Origin of the sequence: Thermus neutrinimicus, assembly GCF_022760955.1 — a bacterium.
Lineage (GTDB): Bacteria > Deinococcota > Deinococci > Deinococcales > Thermaceae > Thermus > Thermus neutrinimicus.
The window spans coordinates 1-24,185 of sequence record NZ_JAKTNU010000010.1 but is presented as its reverse complement, the minus strand read 5'-3'; the positions used below and the strand labels follow the sequence as shown (position 1 = coordinate 24,185).

Sequence of the window (24,185 nt, the reverse complement as noted above, 5' to 3'; positions counted from 1 at the left end):
CTGGCCCTGCCGGGGTGGGGGTTCCTGGCCCCGCCCAAAGGGGTTTTGCGCCATAATGGGCCCATGCTGGCCCGGATCTACACCGCCTTTCGCCAGGTGGGGGAGGATCTTTTCCACCAAAGGCTCATCTCCGCCACCGCGGGCAACTTTTCCGTGCGCACCAAGGAGGGCTTTCTCATCACCAAAAGCGGGGTGCAGAAGGCGCGCCTGAGCCCGGAGGACCTGGTGGAGGTGCCCCTAGAGGGCCCCTTTCCGCAAGGGGCCAGCGTGGAGAGCGTGATCCACCGGGAGGTGTACCGGGCGACCCCGGCCCGGGCCATCGTCCATGCCCATCCCCGGGTGGCGGTGGCCCTCTCCCTGCATCTAGACAGGATCGTGCCCCAGGACCTCGAGGGCCAGTACTACCTGAAAGAGGTCCCGGTGCTTGCCCCCAGGACCACAAGCGCCACCCTCGAGGCCGCCCTGGCGGTGGCGGAGGGCCTCAAGGAGCACCGGGCCTGCCTTTTAAGGGGCCATGGGGCCTTTGCCATAGGGCTTAAGGAAAAGCCCGAGGAGGCCCTTCTGGAGGCCTATAGCCTCCTCACCACCCTGGAGGAGAGCGCGGAGATCCTCCTTTACCACCGCCTTTGGGGGAAGGGATGAGGGTGCTTTTCGTGGAGGGGAAGGAAAAGGAGGCCCTCTTGCGCTTGGCCCGGGAGCTTCCCCACCCCTTCTGGCTCCTCGAGGGGGAGGGGGTGTGGCTCCTCGAGGTCCTGGGCGCGGGGGAAGAGGCCTGGCAGAAGGCCCAGGCCCTGCCCGGGGTTAAGGTTTGGGCCTTTACCCTGCAGGATGGGGTAGTCTATAAGGGATGCGGGAAGAAATCGGCTACATCCCCGTAGGGGAAGCGGAGCTCTACGTGGAGGACGTGGGGGACGAACATGCCCCGGCCCTCCTGGTCCTCCACGGGGGGCCAGGGGGGAACGCCTACGCCTTAAGGGAGGGGCTTCAGGACTACCTGGAGAACTTCCGGGTCATCTACTTTGACCAGCGGGGTTCCGGGCGGAGCCTGGAGCTTCCCCAAGACCCCCGGCTCTTCACCCTAGATGCCTTGGTGGAGGATACCGTGGCCCTGGCCGAGGCCCTGGGGCTGGAACGGTTTCATCTTCTGGCCCATGGCTTCGGGGCCCTGGTGGCCTTGGAGGTCCTCCGCCGCTATCCGGAGGTCCCGGGGGCGGTGCTCCTTTCCCCGTGGGTGAGCTTCCCCTGGCTTTCCGAAAGGCTTGCGGAGGCCGCGGGGTTGGAGCCCTTGGCCGACCCCGAGGCGAACCTGAGGGCGGCCTTGGAGAGGGCGGAGCCCAAGCTCCTCTTTGACCGCCTCATGTTCCCCACCCCCCATGGCCGCCTGGAGTACGAGTGGGTGGCGGAGGGCTCGGGCATCCTGGGGCCGGATACCCCGGCCTTGGCCTTTTGGCAGAACGGTCTTTGGCGGCTGGACTACACTCCCTACCTCTCCCCAAGCCGCGGGCGGGTGGCTTTGGTGGTGGGGGAGATGGACGGGACCAGCTACCCCTACGCCGAGGAGGTGGCCGAGCGCCTTAGGGCCCCCATCCGGGTGATACCCGGGGCTGGGCACTATCCCTGGATCGACCAGCCGGAGGCATTTGGCGAGGCCTTCCGGGAGGTCCTCGAGGGCCTTTTGGCCCCTTGGAGGGTGTGAAGGATGCCTTTCCAGGGCCAGGAAGGGTGGTAAACTCAAGGCGTCACCGGGGGTGCCCCTCCCAGGGGGCTGAGAGATACCCTTGGAACCTGATCCGGGTAATGCCGGCGTAGGGAAGGTGACCAAGGCCCCTCCCGGTGACAAGGAGGGGTTTTATGCTAAGGATCGTTGCCCTACTGGTCCTTTTGGCCTTCGGCTTCGCCCAAGAGATCACCGTCCTCACCCACAATAGCTTTTCCTTGGATAAGGGGCTCATCGCCCGGTTTGAGCGGGAGACGGGCCTGAGGCTCCGCTTCCTGAAAGGGGGGGATGCCGGGGAGACCCTGAACCGGGCCATCCTCACCAAGGGAGCCCCCATCGCCGACGTGATCTATGGCTTTGACAACACCTTTCTCTCCCGGGCCCTGGAGGCGGACATCCTCTTGCCCTACCGCAGCCCCGAGATCCAGAACCTGAAGGCCACCCTTCTCCTGGACCCCACCTTCCGCGCCCTTCCCGTGGACTACGGTTGGGTGAGCCTGAACTACGACCGGGCCTACTTCAAGGACCGCCCCTTGCCCAAGGTTCCCGCCGACCTCACCCGGCCGGAGTACGCCAGGCTTCTGGTGGTGCAAAACCCCGCCACCAGCTCCCCGGGCCTGGCCTTCCTCATGGCCACGGTGGCCCGCTTCGGCGAGGACGGGTACCTGGACTTCTGGGCCAAGCTCAGGGATGGAGGGGTGCGGGTGGCCAAGGGGTGGAGCGAGGCCTACTACACCCACTTCACCCTTTACAAGGGGGACAGGCCCTTGGTGGTCTCCTACACCACCAGCCCCGCCGCCGAGGTCTACTACTCCGAGGGGAAGTACCAAGAGCCCCCCACGGGGAACCTCTTTCCCGAGTTGGCCTTCTTCCAGGTGGAGTTCGTGGGGATCCTAAAGGGGACCAGGAACCTCGAGGGGGCCAGGAAGGTGGTGGACTGGCTCCTTTCCAGGCCGGTTCAGGAGAACATCCCCACGGAGATGTGGATGTACCCAGCCCGCCGGGATGCCGGGCTCCCCGAGGTCTTCCGCTTCGCTCCGGAACCCCTGGGGAGCGTGCGTATGGACCCCAAGGCCATGGCCCAAAACCGGGAGCGCTGGCTCGAGGAGTGGACCAAGGTGGTCCTCCAGGGGCAGAGCCCGGAGGCGGTGCGCCGGGGCAGGCGGTAAGGCTCCCCGCGGGCGGGAAGGGGCCCTCTGTGGGGCGGATGGGGAGTTAGGCTTGAGGGGATGGCCTACGGAGGCCTTTTCGTCCTCCTCTTCCTGGGCCTAGCCCTTTTTTACCCCTTGGGGCGCATCCTGGCCCTGGGGGTGGGGGAGGGGTTTGCCCGGGCCCTGGCGAACCCCTACTACTGGGAGCGCTACCTCTGGAGCCTGGAATACGGGCTCCTTTCTGCCCTTCTAACCTTGGCTTTGGCCCTTCCCCTGGCCTTTCTCCTTCGCCGCCCCTTTCCCCTTAGGGAGGTTTTCCTGGCCCTTTCCACCTTGCCCTTCGTCCTGCCCACCCCGGTGGTGGCCCTGGGATTTCTGGCCCTTTTGGGGCCGAGGGGGGTCTTGGGGGTGGATCTTTACGGCACCAAGGCCCTCCTTTTCCTGGCCGCGGTGTTTTACAACCTGGGCCTTGCCCTAAGGATTCTCCTGCCGGTGGCCTTGAACCTGGAGGGCCCCTTGCAGGCGGCCAGGGTCCTGGGGGCCTCGAGCCTCAGGGCTTTTCTAAGGGTGGGGCTTCCCCTCCTCCTTCCCGCCTTGGGGGCAGCGGGGCTTTTGGTGTTCATCTATGCCTTTTCCGCCTTCGGGGTCCCTCTCCTCCTGGGGGGGCCCAGGTACGCCACCCTCGAGGTGGAGGTCTATACCCTCTTGGCCTACCGCCTGGCCTTCCCCGAGGCCAGCGCCCTCATGCTCCTGGAGATCCTCACCCTGGCCCTGGCGGTGGCCCTCTACCTGCGCCTTCGGCCCTACCCCCTGCCGCCAGGGGGGCTCCTTCCCGCCCGTCCTTGGGCCTACACCCTGGGCATAGGGGCCTTCTTTCTCCTGCTTTTTGCCCCCCTGTGGGGGCTTTTCCTGCGCTTAGACCTGGGGGCCTTGGCCTCTGCCTGGGCCTCCAGGGAGTTCACCCCCCTTTCCCTGGCCTTGGGGAATAGCCTCCGCTTCACCCTCTTGGCCTTGCTCCTGGCCCTGCCCTTGGGGGTGGCCTACGCGGCCTCGGCCCGGAGGGGCCCTTTCATGGACCTCCTGGGCCTTTTCCCCCTCATGGTGAGCCCAGTGGCCCTGGGCCTGGGCTACCTCTTGGCCTACCCCCACCTTCGGGGCTCCTTGCTCCTTTTGCTTTCCGCCTATGCCCTTCTGGCCTATCCCCTTTTGGCCCGGGCCCTTCTCCCCGCCCTTAGGAGCCTTCCTCCCACCCTCCTCGAGGCGGCCCGGGTTCTGGGGGCCACCCCCGTCAGGGCCTTTTTGCGGGTGGAAATCCCCTTGGTGTTTCCCGCCTTGCAATCCGGGCTGGCCCTGGCCCTGGCGGCCATCTTGGGGGAGTTTGGGGCCAGCTTGGTGCTCTGGCGGCCCGAGTGGACCACCCTGACCCTGGCCATCTACGAGCGCCTAGGCCGGCCCGGGGAGGCCCCCTTCCGGGAGGCCTTGGCCCTGGCCGCCTTCTTGGCCCTGGTTTCGGGGCTGCTCTTTTACCTCTTGGATCGGGGAAGAGGGCGGGTGGGCTAGGCTCCCTGGCACCGGGGGCAGAAGTGGGTGCCCCGTCCCCCCAGCGTCTTTCTGGCGATGGGTTCCCCGCAAACCGGGCAGGGGAGCCCCGTGCGGCCATAGACGGCGTGGCGTAGCTGGAAGCTTCCCGGAAGGCCATCGGGTTGCTGGTAGGTGCGGTCGGAAAGGGTGCTTCCCCCTAGGGCGGTGGCCTCGGCCAACACGGTGCGGATGGCGGCAAAAAGCCGTTCGGCTTCCCCTTGGCTGAGGTCCCGCCCCCGGCGAAAGGGGGAGAGGCGGGCCCTAAAAAGGGCCTCGTCGGCGTAGATGTTCCCCACCCCAGCCGCCAGGCGCTGGTCCAGGAGGAGGGCCTTAAGGGGCTTCTGGCTTCCCTTTAGCCCCAGCCAGAACTCGGGGAACCGAAAATCCTGGGAAAGGGGCTCGGGGCCCAGGCGGAGGAGAAGGGGGATCTCCCGGTAATCCCCCTTTTTCACCACCCAGATCCGGCCAAAGCGCCGGGGGTCGTGGAAGAAGACCTCCTGGTCCTCGAGGCGGAAGACCACCCGGGCGTGGGGGGTTTCCTCCAGGCGGAAGCCCCCCGTCATGCCCAGGTGGACCACCATCTCCCACCCCTCCGTGAGGCCAAAGAGGAGGAACTTACCCCGGCGGCAGAGGTCCTCCACCCGTTGGCCAAGGGCCCGCTCCGTGTTCCGGTAGCGAAGGGGATCTTGGTGCTGGATCGCAAGAAGCCTCTTCCCCAGGAAAAGGGGAAGAAGCTTCCTCCTGGTGTTTTCCACCTCGGGTAGCTCGGGCATGCCGCTCAGTCCACGGGCACGGGCTGGCCCTTCTCGTTCACGGCCACGTAGGTGAGTTCCCCCTTGGTGGCCAGCACCCGGCCGTTCTCCTGGCCGAAGCGCTCCTTGTAGACCTCCACCTCCACGGTCAAGGAGGTGCGCCCCACCCGTATCACCTTGGCCACCACCTCCAACAGGTCCCCGGTGCGGATGGGCACCTTAAACTCCACGCTGCTCACCGCCACGGTCACCACGGGTTTTCTGGCCCTCCTGGCGGCGGCGTAGGAACCCACCTTGTCCATGAGGCCCAGCACGAAGCCGCCGAAGGCGGCACCCAAGGGATTGGTGTGCTCGGGGAAGACCAGCTCTAGGGTGCGTGCTTCCATACCCTTCCTAGGCTACCCCAGGAGAAGGTCGGTGAGGCGGGCCATCTCCCGGTCCTTCTCGGTGATGCCCCCGGCGCTATGGGTCCACCACTCCACCGTCACCCGACCCCACTCCAGGGTAAGCCGGGGGTGGTGGTTTTGGGCCTCCGCCAGCTCCCCCACCCGCTGGACGAAGGCCAGGGCCTCTTGGAAGTTGGCAAAGCGGAAGGTCTTAACCAGGCGCTCAGGGTCTTGTTGGATCTCCCAGTCCATGCCCCCAGGGTAAGGGAAAGGCCCAGACCCCATGGGGTCTGGGCCCTCTTTTGGTTGCGGGGGCGGGATTTGAACCCGCGACCTTCGGGTTATGAGCCCGACGAGCTACCAGGCTGCTCCACCCCGCGTCGCCATCCTTAACTATAGCGGGAAGAAGGGGCTATGTCAAGCACCTTGCCCGGGTTCAGGAGCCCCTCGGGGTCGAGGAGGGCCTTTAGTTTTCGCATCCACTCCAGGGCAGGCCCGTGCTCTAGGGGCAGGTACTTCTTCTTCCTCAGGCCCACCCCGTGCTCCGCGGTACAGGTACCCCCAAGCTCCAAGGCCCTTCGCACCAGGGCCTCGGCGTAGGCCTCCGCCTTGGGGTAGTCCTGGGGGAGGACGGGGACTAAGGTGTGGAAGTTTCCATCCCCCACGTGGCCCAGGATGTTGCCCGTAAGGCCCATCTCCTCAAGGAGCCCTTGGGCGTAGCGCACCATCTCGGGTAGGCGGGAGAGGGGAACGGCCACATCGGTGATCACGAAGCGGTGGCCGGGGAAGAGGTGCACCAAGGCCCAGTAGGCCTGGTGGCGGGCCTCCCACTGGCGTCTGCGCTCCTCCTCGGTCTTGGCGGCCTCCACCTCCAAAGCCCCTGCCTCTCGCATGATGCTAAGGGCCAGGGCGCTTTCCGCCTCCAGGGCCTCCCGGGTGGAGGAGTGAAACTCCAGAAAGAGGGCCGGCTTCTCGGGAAAGCCCGCTTGTAGGTAGCGGTTTAGGGCCCTGAGGGCCAGCTCGTCCAGTAGCTCCAGCCGGGCCACGGGAAGCCCGCTGGCCATCACCCGGTAGCTGGCCAAGGCGGCCTCCTCCACCCCGGGGAAGAAAACCCTTAAGGTGTGGATGTGTTCGGGCAGGGGCTGGAGCCTAAGGGTGAGGCGGGTGATGATGCCCAAGGTCCCCTCCGAACCGAGGAAGAGGTCCTTTAGGTCGTAGCCAGCGCTGGCCTTACGCACCCCCCGGCCCAGTTCCAATACCTCCCCGTTGGCCAAGACCACCTGGAGGGCCAAAACATTGGCCCGCATCCCCCCGTAGCGCACCGTGGTGGTGCCGCTGGCATTGGTGGCGGCCATGCCGCCCAAGGTGGCGTCGGCCCCGGGGTCCACGGGGAAGAATAGCCCCGTGCCCTTAAGGGCCTCGTTGAGGGCCTTGCGGGTGAGGCCAGGCTCCACCACGCAAAGGAAGTCCTCGGGGCGCACCTCCAGGATGCGGTTCATGCGGCTGAAGTCTAGGCTCAAGGTTTCCTTAAGGGGGTAAAGGTGCCCCTCGAGGCTGGTCCCTGCCCCAAAGGGAATCACCGCCAGGCCCTTCTCCCTGGCAAATCTCAAGGCCTCTTGCACATCCGCCACGCTTTCCGGGTAGACCACCGCCAAGACCTCCCCCTCCTCGGGGTACCCCTCGTCCCGCCCGTGCCGGCGGCGCTCGGAGGGGGAGGTGTCCACCTTGCCCGGGAAAAGGCGCCTTAAGGCTTCCAGGGTGTCCATGGAGGCCAGTTTAGTCCGGCTTGGCGTCGGGGAGAAGGGTTTCCCCAACCTTTTTCGGCGTGAAGAAAAGAGGCCCGGGTCCCTCTCCACCTGGGCCTCGCGGCCAAGAGGGCCTTTCTACTCCTCGCCCTTAAGGATGGCCTCAATCCGCTCCAGGGCCTCCTGGGGCAGGTCCACCCCGGCGGCCCCCAGGCTTTCGCGAATCTGCTCGGGCCGGGTGGCCCCGGTGATGGCGCTCGTGATCCCGGGAAGCCTGAGCACCCAGGCCAGGGCCAGCTGGGTGCGGGTGAGGCCCAGCTCGTCCGCCACCTCCTTGAGCCTTAGCACCTTCTTCCGGTTTTCCTCCGTGAGGAAGCGCTCGGCGAACTGGGGGTAGCGGGCGAAGCGGCTTTCCGGCGGGATGCCTTGGTCGTACCGTCCGGTGAGCATGCCCATTGCCAAGGGGCTCCAGACCACCAGGCCCATGCCGAATCGCTGGGCCTCGGGGAGGATCTCCCCTTCCACCCGCTCGCGGTAGAGCATGGAGTACTGGGGTTGCTCCACCACGGGCGGGTGGAGGCCGTTTTCCCGGGCGAAGGTCACCGCCTCAGCAACCCTGGCGGCGGGCCACTCCGAGGTACCCCAGTAGAGGGCGTAGCCCCTTTCCACGATGGTGTGCATGGCGTAGACGATCTCCTCCATGGGCACCTCGGGGTCATAGCGGTGGGCGAAGAAGAGGTCCACGTACTCGGTCCTTAGGCGCTTTAAGCTTTGGGTGATGCTTTCCAGAAGGTGCTTGCGGCTTAGGCCCCGGTCGTTGGGGTCTTCCGACATGGGCCAGTAGGCCTTGGTGGAGAGGACCAGGGTGTGCCGGGGAAACTCCCTGAGCACCTCCCCCATCACCTCTTCCGCCAGGCCCCGGGCGTAGACGTCGGCGTTGTCAAAAAAGTTCACCCCGCCCTCGTAGGCGATCTTGACGATCTCCCGGATGGTTTCCTTGTCCTTCACCACATCCCCAAAGGTGACCCAGGCCCCCAGGGAGATCTCCGAGACCTTCAGGCCCCACTTGCCCAGTTTGCGATAGTGCATCTCACCCATGGCTACCGGAGTTTACCCCTCGAGGCGGAGATTGACCAGCGGGTCAGTCCCCCACCTCCAGCTCCCCTCCCGGGGCCTGGAAGCCGATCCGCTTGTGGGTGCCGTCGCAAAAGGGCTTGTTCCCCGAGCCCCCACAGCGGCAAAGGGAGACCCTTCCTTTCCGCACTTCCTCCCGCTCCCCTACGCGCACCACGATGCGCTGGCCCTCCAGGCGGATGGGCCCGTTTTCCACGAACACCAGCCTCATAACCCCCATGATAGTGGTATACTCGGTCCAACTATGAAACGCCTCTTACGGGTTTTGGCCTGGCTTTTGGGTCTGGCCATCCTGGCGGTTTTGGGGGTGGGCTTGGCCGCCTACATCACCCTGCGGGCTTCCTTGCCCCAGGTGGAAGGGAGGCTGGCTCTGAAGGGGCTTTCCGCTCCCGTGGAGGTGGGGCGGGACCCAGGGGGGGTGGTGCGGATCCGGGCCCAGACCCTAAGGGACCTCCTCTTCGCCCAAGGATTCGTTCACGCCCAGGAAAGGCTTTGGCAGATGGAGTTCCAGCGCCGGGTGGGCCAGGGAAGGCTTTCCGAGGTGCTGGGGGAGGCCACCTTGGCCCAGGACCGTTTCCTGCGTACCTTTGGCTTTTACCGGGCGGCCCAAGGGGCCTACGAGAGGCTTTACCCTGAGGAAAAAGAGGCGGTGGATGCCTACGTGGCCGGGGTGAACGCCTTCTTGCAAAGCGGGGCACCCCTGCCCCCCGAGTTCCGCCTCCTGGGCTTCCGCCCTGAGCCCTGGACGGGCCCCGACGTCTTGGTCTGGGCCAAGATGATGAGCTTTGATCTTTCCGGGAACTGGGAGGAGGAGCTTTTGCGCCACCGCCTCTTGGCCCGCGGGATAAGCCCAGAGAGGCTACTAGAGCTCATGCCCCCTTATCCCGAGGACGCCCCCACCATCCTGCAAAGCGAGGACCTGAGGCTTCCTCTAAAGCGGGAGGAAGCCCCAGTAGCCCTACTTCAGATGGCCCCGCCGCGTTTCCTCGAGGCCAGCAACAACTGGGTGGTGGCGGGAAGCCGCACGGTCACGGGGAAACCCTTCCTGGCCAATGACCCCCACCTGCGCCTTGGGGCTCCCAGCCTCTGGTTCCTCATGGCCCTGGAAGCCCCCGGCTACCGGGCCATCGGGGCCAGCCTCCCCGGGGTTCCTGGAATCGTCATTGGGCGCAACGACCGCATCGCCTGGGGGGTTACCAACGTGGGGGCGGATGTACAGGACCTCTACCTCCTGGAGGACGTGGAGGGGAAAGGATACCGCTACAAGGGGCGGGTGGTTCCCTACCGGGTGCGGGAGGAGAGGATCCCCATCAAGGGGGGAAAGGAGGAGGTCCTTCGGGTGCGGGAGACGGTCTATGGGCCGGTGATCACCGACGCCCTAGAGAACCCTCCCCGGGTTCCCATGGCCCTTCGCTGGGTGAGCCTGGATGAGGAGGACCACATCCTCATGGCCTATCTGGGGATCAACCGGGCGCAGAACTGGCAGGAGTTCGTGGCCGCCCTAAGCCCCTACTCCGCCCCCAGCCAAAACTTCGTTTATGCCGATGTGGACGGCAATATCGGCTATATCGCCCCCGGGAAGTTCCCCATCCGCAAGGAGGGGCACACGGGCATGGTGCCGGTCCCGGGAAACGGGGAATGGGACTGGCAGGGCTACCGCAAGTCGGAGGAGTGGCCCAAGGTGCTGAACCCCAAGGAGGGCTTCCTGGTCACCGCCAACAACAAGGTCACGCCCCAGGGCTTCCCCTATGCCCTCACCCACGACTGGGCCGAACCCTACCGGGCAGAGCGCATCCGGGAGCTCCTCCTGGCCAAGGAAAGGCTTGCCCTCGAGGACATGCAGGCCATGCAACAGGACCAGAAGACCCTCCTCTTCCGGGATTTCCGGCCAGTCCTGGAGCTTCTCAACCCCCTATCCGAAAGAAGCCGGGCCTTTCGGGAAAGGCTTTTGGCCTGGGATGGGGTGATGGGCCAAAACTCGGAGGAGGCCCTGGTCTTCGCCCTCTGGTACACGGAGCTCACCCGCCTGCCGAGGGGAGAGGTGGGGGAGGAGTTCTGGGACCAGCCCCGGTATCTCCTCAAAGCCTTGCGGGAGGGGGACAAAAACTGCGACCAACCGGAAACCGAGTACCGGGAATCCTGCCTGGACTTTGCCGCCTTGGCCTTGGAGAGGACCTTGGACCGGAAGGAAGGCCTGAGGGTCCGCTCCTGGGGGGCGGTTCACCAGGCCACCTTCCCCCATGCGGTCCTCACCCACACCCCCTTGAGGCGGTTTACGGACCGCAGGGTTTCCTTTGGCGGGGACCGGTACACGGTGAACGTGGGCCCCTTTGACCCGAAAACCCTCCTCATGTCCCACGGGCCCAGCTATCGGCAGATCGTGGACCTGGCCCATCCCGAGGCCTCCCTCTTCATCCATCCCATGGGCCAGACGGGGCATTTCCTTTCCCCCCATTACGCCGACCTGTTGCCCCTTTGGGCTAGGGGAGGATACCTGCCCATGGCCTTCACCGCCCCGGGCCGGGAAAGGGTGTTGCTTTTGGAGCCTGGGCGCTAGCCGAAACCGCCTTACGGGGAGGTGTTTTCCTCCCCGTTCTCCATCTTGCGGAACTCCCCCAGGACCTCCCGCACCCGGTCGTGGACCCAGTAGGCCTTGCGGCCGAAGAGAAGCTCTATGGCCTGGTCCACCTCCTCCACCGCGTAGAGGTGGAAGCGCCCCTTCTCCACCGCTTCCACCACCTCCTTCCGCAGGGTTAGGTGGGGGAGGTTGGCCTTGGGGAGCACCACCCCCTGGCTTCCCGTGAGCCCCAGGGTCTGGCAGACCCGGAAGAATCCCTCCACCTTCTCCGCCACCCGGCCCACGGCCAGGACCCTCCCTGTCTGGTCCACTGCGCCCGTGACCGCCAGGTCCTGCCTTAGGGGAAGCCCCGAGATGGCGGAAAGTACCGCCAAAAGCTCCGCAAGCCCTGCGGAATCCCCCTCTATTCCCCCGTAGCTTTGCTCAAAGACCAGGCTCACCGTGGCGGAAAGGGCCCCCAGGCTGGCGTAGGTTCCCCGCAGGTAACCCGCCAGGGTGAGGACCGCCTTGTGGAAGACCTGCCCCCCCAGGCCCACCTCCCGGTCAATGGAGAGGATGCCCTCCCGTCCGGGGCCCGCCTGGGCGGTGATGCGCACCGGCCGCCCCCGGGGCAGGGGTCCTTCCACCACCACCAGGCCGTTGATTTCGCCCACCCGCGTGCCTTGGACCTCGAGGGCCACCACCCCTTCCTCCAGGTCCTTCAGGTACAGCTCCTCCTCCAGGCCGAACCGCTCCTCCCTGGCCAGGAGGGCCTTTTCCACCGCCTCCCGGTCCAGGGGGCGCTTGAGGGCCGAGGCTTCCTGGGCCAAGTCCAAAAGGCGGTAAAGCCTGGCGTCCAGGCGTTCCTTGTGCCCGGTCCAGCGGCGGGCCTCGTCCGCCAGGGCGGAGAGGCCCTCGGGGGTCAGGGCCACCCCCTCGGCCTCCAAAAATCCCCCCAGGTAGGCCACGTTCTCCTCCGTGTAGGGGATCTCCGGGCTGAACTCCACGCGGAAGGGGAAAAGCTCCAGGAATTCCTCGTCTTCCTCCAGGAAGGCGATCACCTCCGGGGGGCCCACCAGGAAGACCTGGGCCTTGAGGGGGGCGGGTTGGAGGCGGGGGCCCTTGACCTCGGGCCGGGGGGAGAGGGGCTCCACCTCCTTTGTGGCCAAGGCCCGCTTCAGGGGGGTGTAGCTTCCCAGTTCCCAAACCCGGTGGGCCTCGAGGACCAGCACCCCTCCCGTGGCCCGGTGCAGGGCCCCGGGGCGCAAAAGCCCCAGGTGGGTGGAGAGGAGGCCCTCTTGCATCTCGTACTCCAGGTGGCCAAAAAGCCTTTCCGGGCTGGGGTTGGGCTCATAGACCACCCGTTCCCCCCCCTCAACCAGAAGCCGGGGCAGGAGCCTTTCCAACTTGAGGGCCTCCTCCAAGGCGGCGGCCCGGAGCAGGGTTTCCGTGATCCAGTCCAGGTACCGGCCCGCCTGGGGGAAGCGCCCTTTAAGCTCCTGGGCCTTGGGCAGGAGGAAGCGCTCGGCGAAGCCCCGCCTTAGGGCGGCCACCTCCGCCTCCGCCCGCTGCCGCACGTCCACATAGGCCAAAATGGTTTCCTCCAGCTTGGCGGAAAGCTCGGGAGGCATGGGGCCCCTTCCCGATAGCCTGAGGCCCTCTTCCCCCTCCAAAAGGGCAAACCCGTACCCCTCCGCCTCCTGGGCCAGGGCCTTCAGGAGGGCTTCGGCCTCCTTCTCGTGGCGGGATTCCACCAGGCTTTTGGCGTAGAGGAAGCCCTTTTCCCGGAAGAGGGCGGGGGTGAACTCGGCGAGGAGGGCCTCCACCCCCTCCACCAGGGCCCGGCCCTGCCCCTCGGGGAGGAGAAGGGGGAAGGCCTCTTCCCCCAGGGGAAGGTAGACCAGCTCCTCCTTGGGGAAGGGGCGGCCCCTCAGGTAGGCGAGGAGGCGCTTCCGTTTGCCGAGGCCGCTTGGTCCCACCAAATAGCCGTGCCCTCCCTGGCGAAAGGCGGCCTCGAGGGCCTTTAAAGCCCGCTTTTGGCCGAAGAAGGGGGGGGCGGGCTTGGGCTCGGTGGGTGGGGTGAACCAGGAGAGCGCGCTAACCCGCATCGGGCTCACTATACCCGGACCTTTGTCCTAGGGGCCTAGGGTAAACTGACCAAATAAAGGAGGGATTTCATGGTTAAGGTGGAGGTTCTGGGCATGATCCTGGCGGGGGGGCAGGGGAGCCGCCTTTACCCCCTGACCGCCAAGCGGGCCAAGCCGGCGGTGCCCTTCGGGGCCAAGTATCGGATTATTGATTTTGTCCTGAACAACTTCGTAAACTCGGGCATCTACTCCATCTACGTGCTCACCCAGTTTAAGGCCCAGTCCCTCACCGAGCACATCCAGCGCTACTGGCGCTTCGGGGCCTTCCTGGAGGACCACTTCATCCTCCTGGTGCCCGCCCAGATGTACCGCTACGAGGAGCTGGGCCCCGTGTGGTACCGGGGCACCGCCGACGCCATCTATCAGAACCTGCACCTGGTGCACAACCATGCTCCGGAGGCGGTGGCCATCTTCGGCGGCGACCACATCTTCAAGATGAACGTCCGCCACATGGTGGAGTACCATTACGAGAAGCGGGCCGACATCACCATCGCCGCTTACCCCGTACCCGTGGAGGAGGCCCGGCGCTTTGGGGTTTTGCAGGTGGACGAGGAGTGGCGCATCACCGAGTTCCAGGAAAAGCCCCAAAGCCCCAAGCCCATTCCCCGCAAGCCCCACCTGGCCTTAGCCTCCATGGGCAACTACATCTTCCGCACCGAGGCCCTCTTTGAACTCCTGGAGGCCGACGCCAAGGAGAGCGCCTCCAGCCACGACTTCGGCAAGGACGTGATCCCTAGGGCCCTCAAGGAGGGGTATCGGGTCTTCGCCTACGACTTTCACCGCAACCCCATCCCCGGCCAGGAGGGTCCCAACCTGTACTGGCGGGACGTGGGTACCCTGGACGCCTACTTTGAGGCCAGCATGGATCTGGTGAAGGTGGTCCCCGAGTTCGACCTCTTTAACCCCGAGTGGCCCTTAAGGACCGCCAACCTCTTCAGCCCCCCCGCCAAGTTCGTCCACGAGACGGGGGAACGTATAGGGCGGGCGCTGAACAGCCTTCTGGCCGGTGGGGTCATCGTGAGCGGGGGGACGGTGCGGGAGTCGGTCCTCTTCCGGCGGGTGCGGGTGAACTCCTACAGCCTGGTGGAGCGCTCCGTCCTCTTTGACGACGTGGAGGTGGGCCGCTACTGCAGGATCCGCAACGCCATCATCGATAAGGACGTGAAGATCCCCCCCCATACCGAGATCGGCTATGACCTCGAGGCCGACCGGGCCCGGGGGTTCACCGTGACCCCGGAAGGGGTGGTGGTGGTGCCCAAGGGGTACCGCTTCTAGCCATGGAGAAGCATCCGGGTAAGCTTTTCTACCGCCTTTCCCGCCTGGCCCAAGGGGAGGAGCTTCCCCTAAAGCGGAAGCCCAAGTCCAAGGTTTACGCCAACCCCCTGGAAACCCAGGCCCTGCCTACCTTCCGGGAGGAGGGAGGGCCGCCCTTGTTCCGGGTTCTTTCTCAGCTCAGGCCCTTCCTGCCCGAGGTGGGCTCGGCCCTGACCCTGAAGGACCTTTCCCAGGTCCTCTATCCCCTGGCGGAGCGCTCGGGAAGGCGGGGTTTCCCCTCGGCGGGGGAGGCCTACCCCTTGGAGGCCTACCTGGTGGTGCGCCGGGTGGAAGGGGTTTTCCCGGGGGTCTACCACTACTTCCCCAAGGAACACCAGCTCTTCCAGATCGCCGCCAGGGTGGAGGAGGCCTCCTGGTCGGAGGCGCTTTTGGGGCTTGGCCTCGAGCAGGTGGCGGCCCTTTTGGTCTTTACCCTGGTTCCGGAAAGGAGCGAGGCCCTGTTCGGCCTCAGGGGATACCGGTATGCCCTTCTGGAGGCGGGCTATGCGGCGGGCCTGGTGCTCCTTGCCGCCGTGGGCCAGGGGTTGGCCGCGTACCCCGCGGAAACCTTTTATGATGAGATGGTGGCTCACCTCCTGCGGTTGCCCGAGGGGGAGTACCCTGGGGTGGTGGTGATTCTGGGACGTTAAGCGTATTTGGGGAAGGTATTATGGCGCGGATTCTCTTGGTGGAGGATGATCCCCAGGTGGGGGAGCTGGTCAAGAGGTTTCTGGAAAAAGAGGGGCTTTTGGTGGTGTGGGCCCGCACGGGGAGGGAGGCCTTACGGCAAGCCTGGGAAGGGGCCAGGCCGGACCTGGTGGTCCTGGACCGGGGCCTTCCCGACCTGGAGGGCCTCGAGGTCCTCAAGTCCTTGCGGGACCTGGACCCAATGCTTCCGGTTTTGCTCCTAACCGGTAAGGCGGACGAGGATAGCCGGGTGGAGGGCCTTTTAGAGGGGGCGGACGATTACCTGGGCAAGCCCTTTTCCCTGAAGGAGCTTTTGGCCCGCATCAAGGCCCTCCTGCGCCGAAGCGGCAAGGAGGGAAGACGGCATTTCGGTCCTTTGGAGCTGGACCTGGAGGCCAAGAAGGCCTACCTGGAAGGAGAGCTCCTGAAGCTTTCCGCCACGGAGACCAAACTGCTTTTCGCCCTGGCCCAGGCCCCGGGAAGGGTATACACCCGAGAGGAGCTTTTGGAAAGGGTCTGGGGGCCCGAGTTTGAGGGCTCGGAGCGGGTGGTGGACGCCTATATCCGCCTCCTTCGCAAAAAGCTCAAGGACGATCCCCAAAGCCCCCGGTTCATTGAAACCGTGGTGGGGATGGGTTACCGCTTCCTGGGCCAGTGATGGAGCGGGTGTTTGTGTACGGCACCCTAAAGCGGGGGGAAAGGAACTACCCCTTGGTGGAAAGCCGGGTGGTAAAGGTCCTGCCTGGGTACGTGGAGGGGTTTCAGCTCTTTCACCTGGCCGAGGGGCCTAGCCGTCCATACCCTTATCCCGGCATGGTTCCCGGGGAGGGAAGGGTCTATGGGGAGGTCCTCTTTGTGCCAGAGGAGGTCCTCGCCCTATTGGATGAGCTGGAGGAGGAGGGGGTGGAGTACCGGCGGGTTAGGGTTCTGGTGGAAACGGGGGAGGGTCCCCTTCCCGCCTGGACCTACGTTTACCAGGGGGACCTCGAGGGGGCGGTTTGGCTGCCCCAGGGGGAGTGGCAGCCCTAGCCTTCCCCCGGTTCGGGAAGGGCGGGAAACCCCTCCCCAAGGGCCCCTCCTGCCAGGCGCGGGTCCAGGGTTACGAAGGCAAGGGGCCCCGGCCGGCCACCCAGGCCCTAGCCCGCTGAAGGGCATCTTCGGTTCGCAAGGGGTGGGCGAAGAGGAGGCGGCGCGCGGTTTTCCGCACCTCCCTTAGGGGCGGGGAGAGGTGGGCCGTGGCCTGGCTCACCGATACCCTGCGCATGGGATTATGGTCCATATACTAGGACCATGAAGGTCCTCATGGCGGCCCCTGAGGCCTATCCCCTGGTGAAGGTGGGGGGGCTTGCCGATGTGGTGGGGGCCCTGCCCAAGGCCTTAAGGCCCTTGGGGGTGGAGGCCACGGTGCTCCTCCCCTGGCACCGGGGGCTCGAGGCCCAAGGGGTGGGGGAGGTGGCCTACGCCTTTGCGGGCCGGGAGGAGAGGGCGCCTTTAGGGGAGCGGGTGGAAGGGGGGGTGCGGTTTCTCCTCCTTGCGGTGCCCGGGTTTGAACGTGACCGGGTCTACGGCTACCCCGACGACCCCGAGCGCTACCTCCGCTTTGCCGTGGCGGCGGGCCAGGCGGCCCAGGGGTTTGACCTGGTCCACGCCCACGACTGGACGGCCGCGCTCCTTGCCCTGACCGCCCCTGTGCCTGTGGTCTACACCATCCACAACCTGGCCCACCAGGGCCTTTTGGACCCGGCCCTCTTCTTCCACTGGACGGGGCTTCCTTGGAGCCTTTTCCATATGGAGGCCCTGGAGTTCCACGGCCAGGTGAACCTGATGAAGGGGGGCATCGTCTTCGCCCGGGCGGTGACCACGGTGAGCCCCTCGTATGCGGAGGAGATCCAGACCCCGGAGTTCGGCATGGGGCTGGATGGGGTGCTGAGGCGCCATAGGGGCAAGCTTTTGGGCATTCTGAACGGATTGGACCTGGAGGTCTTTGATCCCGCCCGGGACCCCCACCTTCCTGCCCCTTACTCCCGGGAGGATGTGAGGGGCAAGGCCCTGGCGCAAAAGGCCCTCTCTGAGCGCACAGGGCTAGCCCGGCCCCTTTTGGCCTATGTGGGCCGGGTGGATGGACAAAAGGGACTGGATCTGATCCTGGAGGCCATCCCACGTTTTAAGGAGCTGGGCTTTCGCCTCCTGGTCCAGGGGGTGGGGGAGGAGGGTCTGGCGCAAGCCCTGAGGCAAGCGGAGGAGGGGAATCCCGGCTTCGTACGCTTTGTGGAGGCCTACGACGAGGGCCTGGCCCGCCTGGCCTACGCGGGGGCGGACGCCCTTTTGGTGCCGAGCCGCTTTGAACCCTGCGGCCTGGTGCAGATGATCGCCCAGCGCTACGGCACCCCGCCCGTGGCCCGGGCGGTGGGGGGGCTTAAGGACACCATAGAGGATGGCCGCACGGGGGTGCTCTTCCAGAGTTACCATCCCGAAGGCCTCCTCTACGGGGTCTTGCGCCTTTTCCGCTTGGGGCCGGAGGCCTTGGGCCTAAGGGGCATGGAAAAGGACTTTTCCTGGGAAAGGTCCGCCCGGGCCTACCTGGAGGTCTACCGAAGGGCCTTGGGCTAACATGGGGGGGATGCTTCAGGACCTCGAGGCCAAGGCCCTGGCGGGGGATGCGGAGGCCCAGGCCCTGGTGCACCTTCTCCGGCTCCTAAGGCGCAAGGCCTACCAGGAGGCCAGGGCCTATGCGGAGGGGTTCCCCGGGGAGCTTAGGGAGAGGCTTTTGGCCGGGCTTAGCCTGCTGGAGGAAGCCCCTGACCGCCTGGAGGACCCCCTCTTCGCCGCGGAAAGGGAGGTGCTCTTGGGGGTAAGGGCCGTGGGGGAGGGGAGGAGGGAGGAGGCCGAGGCCCGTTTTCAAAGGGCCCTGGCCCTGGACCCCTACCACCACCGGGCCCTCACTAACCTGGGCAACCTTTACCTGGAAAGGGGGGAGGTGGAGGCGGCCTTGGACCTTTACCAGCGGGCTTTGAAACTGGCCCCGGACGACCCCTTGGTCCACGAGAACCTGGCGGCCCTTTATAAGAAGAAGGGGGATCTGGACAGGATGGTGGCCCACCTGAAGCGGGCCACCCGCCTCAAGATGGGCCCACCTGTCTCCTTAGATCCCCTGACGGGAAAACCCAAGCGGTCTTTCCGCATCCCCCTTTGGGTGTGGGTTTCCCTCCTCGCCCTCCTGGCCTACCTTTTCCTGAAGAAGCCCTAGGGCCTGGTCCAAGGCGCTCAGGGAACGCCCTTCCGCAAGGAGGCGCCGCCAGAGCCGCCCCCCGGGTTGTCCCCGGAAGAGGTTCAGCATGTGCCTCAGCACCGCCCACGGGGGGGTACCCTTTTGCGCCTCCGCTTCCAGGTAGAGCCGCATGCGCGAGGCCACCTCGTGGCGGCTTGGCCTTGCCTCCATCCCGAACACCTGCCGGTCCGCCTCCGCCAACACAAAGGGGTCCTCGTAGACCGCCCGGCCCATCATGACCCCGTCCACCTTCCCCAGGTGGGGAAGGGCTTCCTCCAGGGTTCGCACCCCCCCGTTCAGGACGAAGGTGAGGTGGGGGAAATCTCCCTTGAGCCGGTGGACCCATTCGTGGCGCAAGGGGGGAACCTCCCGGTTTTTCCAGGTGGAGAGGTTAAGGAGGGCGCTCCGGGCGTGGACGATGAAGATCCGCACCCCCGTTTCCGCATAGCTTTCCACCCAGCGGGCAAGGCGGGGGTAGCTTTCCCCTTCCACCCCCAGGCGGAGCTTTACCGTGACGGGGATTGCCACCGCCTCCACCATGGCCTTAAGGATCTCCCTCACCCTTACGGGGTCCAGGAGGAGGCAGGCGCCAAACCCCCCTTCCTGGGCCTTTTCCGAAGGGCAACCCAGGTTAAGGTTCACCTCGTCGTATCCCCAGGCCTGGCCTATCCGCGCCGCCTCCGCCAGGCTCTTGGGGTCCGAACCCGCAAGCTGTAGGGCGATGGGGTGCTCCTCGGGGTGAAAGGCAAGAAGCCTTTCCGCTTTTCCCCGAAGCACCGCCTGGTCCACGGTCATCTCCGTGTAGAGCCTGACCTTGCGGCTGATCTGGCGGACCAGGTAGCGGAAGTGCCGGTCCGTCCGGTCCACCATGGGGGCCACGGAGAGGCGGTGGTCAGACACCCTGCAAGACCTCCTCCGGGGACAGGACCCGGGGTTGGCGGAAGGCGATGTCCTCCTCTTCCCCTTCCTCGATGACCTCGAGGCCCGGATTTCTCGCCTGGAGAAGCCCCACCAGCTCCTGCACCAGGTCCTCAGGGGCGCTGGCGGCGGAGGTGATGCCTACGCTTTCGGCCCCTTCAAGCCACTCCTCCTGGAGGTCCCTGGCGCTTTCCAGGCGGTAGGCCTTGCCGGTGAGGCTTTGGGCCAGTTCCAAAAGGCGCATGCCGTTGGAGGAGTGAGGGCTGGTGAGCACCAGGAAGAGATCCACATGGGGGGCGATGCGCCTGACCGCCTCCTGGCGGTTCTGGGTGGCGTAGCAGAGGTCCTTTCGCCGGGGCACCACCAGCTTGGGGAAGCGGGCCTTGAGGATTTCCACCGTCCTTAGGGTGTCCTCCACGCTTAAGGTGGTCTGGGTGAGGACCACCACCCGCTCCGGGTCAGGAACCTCCACCGTGCGCGGATCCGCCAGGCGGGGGTCCTTGCCCACGTGGGTGTGCACCGCCACCAGGATGGTCCTCTCTGGGGCCTCCCCGTAGGTGCCCTTCACCTCCTGATGGTCGGCGGAATCCCCCACCAGGAGGATCCAGTACCCTTCCTGGGCGTAGCGCCTGGCCTCGGTGTGCACCTTGGTGACCAGGGGACAGGTGGCGTCCAGGATGTGGAAGCCCATCTCCGCCGCCTGCCTGCGCACGGCCGGGGGGTGGCCGTGGGCGGAAAAGACCAGGGTGCCCGCCAGAGGCCTTTCCCAGCGAAGCCTCTCCAGCTCGGAGAGGTCCTCCACGAAGTGCACCCCCTTGGCCTTCAGCCGCTCCACCACCGCCCGGTTGTGGACGATCTCGTGGTACACCACCAGCTCCCCCTGGGGTTTCAGGGCCTCCGCCCAGCGCTCCACCGTCTGGATGGCCATCACCACCCCGGCGCAAAAGCCCCGGGGCCGGGCCAGGTACACCCGCTTGAGCCCCATGCCCCCCATTCTAGGCCTCCCCCTCGCCTTCCTTTGTGGCTTGGGCCAGGGCCATTTGCGCCATCTCCCGGGCGAAGGCGGTCCTGGCCCGTTCCAGGGCCTTCCTGGCGGTTTCCCGCCCCTTGCCCCCGGGGCGGAACCCCTCCTGGGCCAGGGCCAAAAGGGCCAAGGCGGTGGCGGGGAAGGAAAGGCCCTCCTTTTCCAGAAGCCCTAGGCCTTCCCCGTAGCGGTGGAGGGCCTCCCGGTACGCCCCCCTTAGGAGGGCTTGGCTCCCCTCCTGGAAGGCACGGGCGGCTTTCAGGAGGCCGTGTCCTTCCACCAGGGGTTCGCCTTCCTGGGCGGAGAGGTGGGCCGCCTCGAGGAGCCTTTCCAGGGCCAGGGTTCGTTCCTCCTCAGGCCGAAGGGGAGAGTATTCCCGCTGGAAAAGGGGGGCGAACCAGGAGAGGCGGAGGGGCTTGCTCAGGCGGAAGGTTTCCCCTTGGGCCTCCACCTCTTGGCCCAAGGCTTTTAGCAGGGGAACCAGCTTGGGGAAGCGGTCCCGCACCTCCTCCCGCCGGGCTTCCCCCCTTAAGGCCAGGAAAAAGAGAAAGGCCTCTACTCCTTCCACGCCTCCACTTCCTTGTAGTGCACCAAGGCGGCGAAGAGGGGAGAGGGCCCCTCGGCCACGGAAAACTTGACCTCCACCAGGATTACGTCCTCGGGAAGCTCCTCCACGAAGCGGTTAAGCCTTTCCTGGAAGATGTCGGGGTCGTTGGCGGTGATGACCTTAAAGCGCACGCCTTGCATGGCCCCATTATGCCCTGCGTTCCACCAGGGCGGTGAGAAGGTTTTGCAGATGGGAGGCGGCTCCCCGTTCGGGTAGGGTTTCCAGGTGGGGGATGAGAGTACCGAGGCCCTCTTGGGCGAGCCGTTGGGCTTCTTCCTTAGCCCAGGCCACCGCACCCGAGGCCAGGAGCCGCTCCCAAAGCCACCTCACCTCAGCCTCGGGCTTGGCCTCGCGGGGTAGGCCCAAGAGGGCCTTGGCCCGGGTGCGCTCCTCCTCGGGGGCTTCCTGAAGGTAGCGGATCAGGATCAGGGTGCGCTTGCCCTCGTGGAGGTCCCCGGCCAGCTCCTTGCCATAAGCCTCGTCCCCTTCCAGGTTGAGGACGTCGTCCATGATCTGGAAGGCGATGCCCAGCTTTAGCCCTGCCTCCTCGTAGAGGGCAGGGGGGGTTTTCCCGGAAAGCAGGGCTCCGAGCCTTAAGGGGGCCACGGCGGTGTAGTAGGCGGCCTTGTGGGCCACCATGCGGAGGTAATCCTCCGGGGCCAGGTCCAGACGGCCGGAAAGGGTCCACAGCAGGTCCAGGTGTTGCCCGTAGGCGGTGCGGTGCACCACCTGGTGAAACTCGGCCAGCACTTCCGGACCGAAGAGGCCCGCCCTAAGGCCCCTCAGCAAAAGCCCCCACATCTCCCCGTGCAGGGCATCCCCGGCGTTCAGGGCTAAGGGCATGGGGTAGAGGTGGTGGAGGGCAGGCCTTCCCCGGCGCTCCAGGGAGCCGTCCTCGATATCGTCGTGGACCAGCACCCAGTTCTGGAAAAGTTCCAGGGCCGTTCCTGCCCAGAGGCTGGCCTCGAGGGGGGCACCGTGGGCCAGCCCCGCGTAGACGGTAAGAAGCCCCCGGAGCATCTTGCCGCCCCGGGAGGGATACTCCCTAAGGAGCCGCTGGTAATCGGGATCTGGGTGGGCCAGGTGACCCAGGAGCCTTTCGTGGAGGGCATCCTTCACTTCCTGGGGGGAGGGCACCATGCTATACACTTTAGGCCATGCGCCGCTATGCCCTGGGCCTGTTTGCCCTTAACCTCCTCACCCTTCTTTGGGGCACCACCTTTGTGGTGGTCAAGGGGGCGGTGGGGGAGATGGCCCCAAGCCTCCTGGTTTTCCTGCGCTTTTTCCTGGCCAGCCTCTTCTTCTTGCCCTGGGCTTGGCGCCTCCCCAAAGGGGTGTGGGGACCGGGGATGGAGCTGGCCTTCTGGCTTCTTCTGGGCTATGCCTCCCAGGCGGTGGGCCTCCTGTACACCTCGGCGAGCCGCAGCGCTTTCATCACCTCCTTAAACGTGGTCTTGGTCCCCTTGATCCTGGGCCTGGTGGGCCGGAGGCTTGGGAGCGTGTGGCTGGTGGCCCTTTTGGCCTTTTTGGGCGTGGGGTTTCTCTCCTATGATCCCCGGCAACCCCCCTTGAACGTGGGGGATCTCTGGACCCTTCTCACCGCGGTCACCTACGCCCTTTACATCGTGCGCCTCGAGGTGCACGCCAAGGCCTTTCCCTCCTTACCCCTCACGGCGGTACAGATCTTCGGCACGGCGCTTCTTGCCCTGCCTTGGGCCTTTTGGGAGGGGGTGAGGTGGGAAGGCATACCCTGGGGTGCCGTCCTCTACCTGGGGGTGGTGGCCACGGCCCTCACCACCTGGCTCCAAACCTGGGGGCAAAGGTACGTGCCCGCCCCTCAGGCGGCTATCCTTTACACCATGGAGCCCGTCTGGGCTACCCTCTTTGCCTTTGCCGTTTTGGGGGAAAAGCTGGGCTTACTGGGTGGGCTCGGGGCCTTTCTGGTGGTCCTGGCCACCTTCCAGGCTATCCGCCGATCCCCAGCATGACCCGTTTCCTTAGGGTGGGGAGGGTGTTGCCGAAGGCGGGCTTGCGGTTGGTGGCGATCAGGATGGCATCCACCAGGGCCTCCACCGGTTCCTCTGCGGCAAAGGCCCAGGAGATATCCATCTCCAGGTCGGTGAGGAGGCAAGGCCTGAGCTTCTTGTCCGAGGTGAGGCGAAGCCGGGAGCAGTGGGAGCAGAAGGGCTCGGTCACGGGGTTGATGAACCCCAGGGTACCCTGGGCTCCGGGAATCCTGAAGACCCGCGCGGGGGAGGTGGGGTCGTGGGGGACGGGTTCCAAGGGGCCGTAGGCCGCCTCGATTCGTGCCCGGATCTCCTTCCCGGTCACAAAGCGGCGGCGGTACTCCTCGGGGTCGGAGTTGTCCAGGTGCATGTACTCGATGTAGCGCATGTGCAAGGGGCGGTCCAGGGAAAGCCGGGCCAGGGGCACCACCTCCTCCTCGTTCATCCCTCGGATGACCACGGCGTTGAGCTTGACGGGGTGAAGCCCTAGCTCCAAGGCGGTATCTATAGCTTGTAGGACCCGCTCCACCTTTCCCCCACGGGTGATGCGGGTGAAGACCTCGGGGGTGATGGCGTCCAAGGAGATGTTCACCCGGTTCAGGCCCGCTTGCACCAGTTCCTTGGCCCTTTTGGCGAAGAGGAGGCCGTTGGTGGTGATGGCCACGTCCTCGATGCCCTCCTTGCTCCGGGCCCGTTCGATCATCTGGGGAAGCTCCTTGCGCACCAAGGGTTCCCCACCCGTGAAGCGCACGGCGGAAAGGCCAAGGAGGGAGGCGGCCTCGAGGAAATGGTCCACCTCCTCCACCGTGAGGGTTCCCGGGGGCTCGGCCATCTCCAGCCCCAAGGGATGACAGTAAAGGCAGTGCAGGTTACACCGGGGGGTCACGGAGATGCGAAGGTCTTTGATAACACGCCCGTAGTTGTCCAGTAGCTTCATGCCTTTTCCCCCTTTGGGCCACCATACTACGCCCTGGGCCAGAGGGCAAGGGATAAAAAAACAAAACCCCAGGCTTATGCCTGGGGTTTTGCTGTGGAGCGGGAGACGGGACTTGAACCCGCGACCCCGACCTTGGCAAGGTCGTGCTCTACCGACTGAGCTACTCCCGCACGCGCCACATGCGGCGCGTAGTGTAAAAATCCCCCGCACCGACCTACTCTCCCAGGACCCTGCGGTCCCAGTACCATCGGCGC

The 24,185-nt window shown here is 65.8% G+C and carries 27 protein-coding genes, 2 tRNA genes and 1 riboswitch; of the genes, 13 read left to right on the top strand and 16 right to left on the bottom strand.

What is annotated here, in order from left to right; all coding sequences use genetic code 11:
* Positions 1 to 63: 63 nt before the first annotated feature.
* The 5 genes from L0C59_RS07255 to L0C59_RS07235 all read left to right on the top strand — a co-directional run bounded on the left by L0C59_RS07255 (position 64) and on the right by L0C59_RS07235 (position 4,428).
* Positions 64 to 642, top strand: a complete 579-nt coding sequence (locus L0C59_RS07255) for a fuculose-1-phosphate aldolase (RefSeq protein WP_243090692.1) — start codon at positions 64 to 66, stop codon at positions 640 to 642.
* The gene (locus tag L0C59_RS07250; RefSeq protein ID WP_243090691.1) at positions 639 to 878 is read left to right on the top strand and encodes a hypothetical protein; all 240 of its coding nucleotides are present in this window, start codon (positions 639 to 641) and stop codon (positions 876 to 878) included. Before L0C59_RS07255 ends, L0C59_RS07250 begins: the two co-directional genes overlap by 4 nt.
* Positions 848 to 1,696 (top strand): alpha/beta fold hydrolase, encoded by an 849-nt coding sequence (locus L0C59_RS07245; RefSeq protein ID WP_243090690.1) that lies wholly within the window; start codon positions 848 to 850, stop codon positions 1,694 to 1,696. Before L0C59_RS07250 ends, L0C59_RS07245 begins: the two co-directional genes overlap by 31 nt.
* Positions 1,697 to 1,734: 38 nt before the next feature.
* Positions 1,735 to 1,830: riboswitch (TPP riboswitch) on the top strand.
* Positions 1,831 to 1,851: 21 nt separating this feature from the next.
* Positions 1,852 to 2,886: a thiamine ABC transporter substrate-binding protein gene (locus L0C59_RS07240; protein WP_243090689.1), complete on the top strand. Its 1,035-nt coding sequence runs from the start codon at positions 1,852 to 1,854 to the stop codon at positions 2,884 to 2,886.
* A gap of 60 nt (positions 2,887 to 2,946) precedes the next feature.
* Positions 2,947 to 4,428: an ABC transporter permease gene (locus tag L0C59_RS07235; protein ID WP_243090688.1), complete on the top strand. Its 1,482-nt coding sequence runs from the start codon at positions 2,947 to 2,949 to the stop codon at positions 4,426 to 4,428.
* On the opposite strand, the gene mutM is transcribed toward L0C59_RS07235, so the two are convergent.
* From mutM to L0C59_RS07200, 7 genes are all read right to left on the bottom strand, one after another.
* Positions 4,425 to 5,222 carry a DNA-formamidopyrimidine glycosylase gene (gene mutM, locus L0C59_RS07230; RefSeq protein ID WP_243090687.1) on the bottom strand — a complete coding sequence of 266 codons (798 nt, stop codon included), beginning with the start codon at positions 5,220 to 5,222 and terminating at the stop codon, positions 4,425 to 4,427. The genes L0C59_RS07235 and mutM overlap by 4 nt on opposite strands.
* 5 nt (positions 5,223 to 5,227) lie before the next feature.
* On the bottom strand, positions 5,228 to 5,587 hold the full coding sequence (locus L0C59_RS07225) for an acyl-CoA thioesterase (RefSeq protein ID WP_243090686.1): 360 nt from the start codon (positions 5,585 to 5,587) through the stop codon (positions 5,228 to 5,230).
* 12 nt (positions 5,588 to 5,599) lie between these two features.
* Positions 5,600 to 5,839: a 4a-hydroxytetrahydrobiopterin dehydratase gene (locus tag L0C59_RS07220; RefSeq protein WP_243090685.1), complete on the bottom strand. Its 240-nt coding sequence runs from the start codon at positions 5,837 to 5,839 to the stop codon at positions 5,600 to 5,602.
* 51 nt (positions 5,840 to 5,890) lie between these two features.
* Positions 5,891 to 5,967, bottom strand: a tRNA-Met gene (locus L0C59_RS07215).
* A 9-nt stretch (positions 5,968 to 5,976) separates the two neighbouring features.
* Positions 5,977 to 7,353, bottom strand: coding sequence for an FAD-binding oxidoreductase (locus tag L0C59_RS07210; protein WP_243090684.1), 1,377 nt, complete (start codon positions 7,351 to 7,353; stop codon positions 5,977 to 5,979).
* A 117-nt stretch (positions 7,354 to 7,470) separates the two neighbouring features.
* On the bottom strand, positions 7,471 to 8,430 hold the full coding sequence (locus L0C59_RS07205) for an aldo/keto reductase family protein (protein ID WP_243090683.1): 960 nt from the start codon (positions 8,428 to 8,430) through the stop codon (positions 7,471 to 7,473).
* A gap of 43 nt (positions 8,431 to 8,473) precedes the next feature.
* Positions 8,474 to 8,677 carry a CDGSH iron-sulfur domain-containing protein gene (locus L0C59_RS07200; RefSeq protein ID WP_243090682.1) on the bottom strand — a complete coding sequence of 68 codons (204 nt, stop codon included), beginning with the start codon at positions 8,675 to 8,677 and terminating at the stop codon, positions 8,474 to 8,476.
* A 33-nt stretch (positions 8,678 to 8,710) separates the two neighbouring features.
* On the opposite strand from L0C59_RS07200, the gene L0C59_RS07195 reads away from it, so the two are divergent.
* Positions 8,711 to 11,023 (top strand): penicillin acylase family protein, encoded by a 2,313-nt coding sequence (locus L0C59_RS07195; protein WP_243090681.1) that lies wholly within the window; start codon positions 8,711 to 8,713, stop codon positions 11,021 to 11,023.
* An 11-nt stretch (positions 11,024 to 11,034) separates the two neighbouring features.
* Here L0C59_RS07195 and L0C59_RS07190 read toward each other — a convergent pair whose 3' ends face one another.
* On the bottom strand, positions 11,035 to 13,131 hold the full coding sequence (locus tag L0C59_RS07190) for an AAA family ATPase (RefSeq protein ID WP_243090680.1): 2,097 nt from the start codon (positions 13,129 to 13,131) through the stop codon (positions 11,035 to 11,037).
* 69 nt (positions 13,132 to 13,200) lie between these two features.
* Between L0C59_RS07190 and glgC the strand changes: the two genes are divergently transcribed.
* The 4 genes from glgC to L0C59_RS07170 are packed head-to-tail and all read left to right on the top strand — an operon-like array spanning position 13,201 to position 16,200.
* A complete protein-coding gene (gene glgC, locus L0C59_RS07185; RefSeq protein WP_243090679.1) occupies positions 13,201 to 14,445 on the top strand; it encodes a glucose-1-phosphate adenylyltransferase in 1,245 nt (414 codons plus the stop codon).
* 2 nt (positions 14,446 to 14,447) lie between these two features.
* Complete coding sequence (locus tag L0C59_RS07180) at positions 14,448 to 15,134, top strand: SagB/ThcOx family dehydrogenase (protein WP_243090678.1); 687 nt, start codon at positions 14,448 to 14,450, stop codon at positions 15,132 to 15,134.
* A gap of 20 nt (positions 15,135 to 15,154) precedes the next feature.
* The gene (locus tag L0C59_RS07175; protein ID WP_243090677.1) at positions 15,155 to 15,829 is read left to right on the top strand and encodes a response regulator transcription factor; all 675 of its coding nucleotides are present in this window, start codon (positions 15,155 to 15,157) and stop codon (positions 15,827 to 15,829) included.
* Positions 15,829 to 16,200: a gamma-glutamylcyclotransferase family protein gene (locus tag L0C59_RS07170; protein ID WP_243090676.1), complete on the top strand. Its 372-nt coding sequence runs from the start codon at positions 15,829 to 15,831 to the stop codon at positions 16,198 to 16,200. Before L0C59_RS07175 ends, L0C59_RS07170 begins: the two co-directional genes overlap by 1 nt.
* A 70-nt stretch (positions 16,201 to 16,270) precedes the next feature.
* Here L0C59_RS07170 and L0C59_RS07165 read toward each other — a convergent pair whose 3' ends face one another.
* Positions 16,271 to 16,435, bottom strand: a complete 165-nt coding sequence (locus L0C59_RS07165; protein WP_243090675.1) for a hypothetical protein — start codon at positions 16,433 to 16,435, stop codon at positions 16,271 to 16,273.
* A gap of 26 nt (positions 16,436 to 16,461) precedes the next feature.
* Between L0C59_RS07165 and L0C59_RS07160 the strand changes: the two genes are divergently transcribed.
* Together L0C59_RS07160 and L0C59_RS07155 are read left to right on the top strand one after the other, a co-directional pair.
* A complete protein-coding gene (locus L0C59_RS07160) occupies positions 16,462 to 17,781 on the top strand; it encodes a glycogen synthase (RefSeq protein ID WP_243090674.1) in 1,320 nt (439 codons plus the stop codon).
* Positions 17,782 to 17,791: 10 nt separating this feature from the next.
* Entirely contained in the window at positions 17,792 to 18,418 is a 627-nt protein-coding gene (locus L0C59_RS07155) for a tetratricopeptide repeat protein (protein ID WP_243090673.1), read from the top strand.
* On the opposite strand, the gene dusA is transcribed toward L0C59_RS07155, so the two are convergent.
* Genes dusA through L0C59_RS07130 form a run of 5 tightly spaced genes read right to left on the bottom strand, consistent with a single transcriptional unit; the run spans position 18,314 to position 22,128 of the window.
* Positions 18,314 to 19,339 carry a tRNA dihydrouridine(20/20a) synthase DusA gene (gene dusA, locus L0C59_RS07150; RefSeq protein WP_243090672.1) on the bottom strand — a complete coding sequence of 342 codons (1,026 nt, stop codon included), beginning with the start codon at positions 19,337 to 19,339 and terminating at the stop codon, positions 18,314 to 18,316. The genes L0C59_RS07155 and dusA overlap by 105 nt on opposite strands.
* On the bottom strand, positions 19,332 to 20,351 hold the full coding sequence (gene ispH, locus L0C59_RS07145) for a 4-hydroxy-3-methylbut-2-enyl diphosphate reductase (protein WP_243090671.1): 1,020 nt from the start codon (positions 20,349 to 20,351) through the stop codon (positions 19,332 to 19,334). Before ispH ends, dusA begins: the two co-directional genes overlap by 8 nt.
* A gap of 1 nt (position 20,352) precedes the next feature.
* Positions 20,353 to 20,949, bottom strand: coding sequence for a hypothetical protein (locus L0C59_RS07140; RefSeq protein ID WP_243090670.1), 597 nt, complete (start codon positions 20,947 to 20,949; stop codon positions 20,353 to 20,355).
* Entirely contained in the window at positions 20,937 to 21,128 is a 192-nt protein-coding gene (locus tag L0C59_RS07135) for a hypothetical protein (protein ID WP_243090669.1), read from the bottom strand. Before L0C59_RS07135 ends, L0C59_RS07140 begins: the two co-directional genes overlap by 13 nt.
* A gap of 7 nt (positions 21,129 to 21,135) precedes the next feature.
* Positions 21,136 to 22,128 (bottom strand): polyprenyl synthetase family protein, encoded by a 993-nt coding sequence (locus tag L0C59_RS07130; RefSeq protein WP_243090668.1) that lies wholly within the window; start codon positions 22,126 to 22,128, stop codon positions 21,136 to 21,138.
* 17 nt (positions 22,129 to 22,145) lie between these two features.
* Here L0C59_RS07130 and L0C59_RS07125 point away from each other — a divergent pair, with 17 nt between their 5' ends.
* Entirely contained in the window at positions 22,146 to 22,976 is an 831-nt protein-coding gene (locus tag L0C59_RS07125) for a DMT family transporter (RefSeq protein WP_243090667.1), read from the top strand.
* Here L0C59_RS07125 and moaA read toward each other — a convergent pair.
* Positions 22,954 to 23,931 (bottom strand): GTP 3',8-cyclase MoaA, encoded by a 978-nt coding sequence (moaA, locus tag L0C59_RS07120; RefSeq protein ID WP_243090666.1) that lies wholly within the window; start codon positions 23,929 to 23,931, stop codon positions 22,954 to 22,956. The genes L0C59_RS07125 and moaA overlap by 23 nt on opposite strands.
* A 94-nt stretch (positions 23,932 to 24,025) precedes the next feature.
* Positions 24,026 to 24,101, bottom strand: a tRNA-Gly gene (locus L0C59_RS07115).
* Positions 24,102 to 24,185: the final 84 nt, after the last annotated feature.